The 599-nt window shown below is 67.6% G+C and carries 1 protein-coding gene; it reads left to right on the top strand.

Annotated elements, in window-relative coordinates; translation table 11 throughout:
* Positions 1–310: 310 nt before the first annotated feature.
* The coding region (locus ACXJKJ_RS31265) for a TetR family transcriptional regulator (protein WP_457395500.1) at positions 311–599 on the top strand (289 nt) is incomplete at its 3' end.

Here is a 599-nt window from a genome sequence, read left to right as displayed (position 1 = left end):
GCGGTATACAGCGACAGGTTCACCAGATTGCTGCCGAACAGGCGGATGCGCGGCGGTTGCTGGAGGTTGGGCGTGGTCACCGCAGGGGTGGGGGCATCCTCGGCCAGGGCCGGGAGTGCGGGCGCCAACCAAAGCGCGAGCAGCGCGAGGCGAGGGGTCATGGGGATCTCCGTGTCGGTCCAGGCGCCTCATGCGCCGTCTGGCAGGGAGTAGCGGCCGTGGGAAAGGGATCTTGAGCGCGGATGGATCTTGCGCCCCTATCCCTAACGCTGTTAGATTCGCCCCCTAACACCGTTAGGCAGGTCCGACAGTGCGTCAACCGATCGCGCGCGAAAACATCGTCGAGGCGGCCTTCCGGATCCTCGACGAGGCCGGCCTGGAGGGCATTACCCTGCGCAAGGTGGCCTGTTCGCTGGGCATCCGCGCGCCTTCGCTGTACTGGCACTTCAAGAGCAAGCAGGCGCTGATCGATGCCATGGCCGACGCCATGATCGGCGACGTCGCCCGTGAGATGCCGGCCGGTCAGCCGTGGCGGGACAGCCTGCTGCAGATCGCGCGCGAGTTCCGGCGGGCGTTCAAGGCGCGGCGCGATGGTGCGC

The organism is Roseateles sp. P5_E1 (genome assembly GCF_054049335.1).
This window is presented reverse-complemented; position numbering and strand designations above follow the sequence as displayed.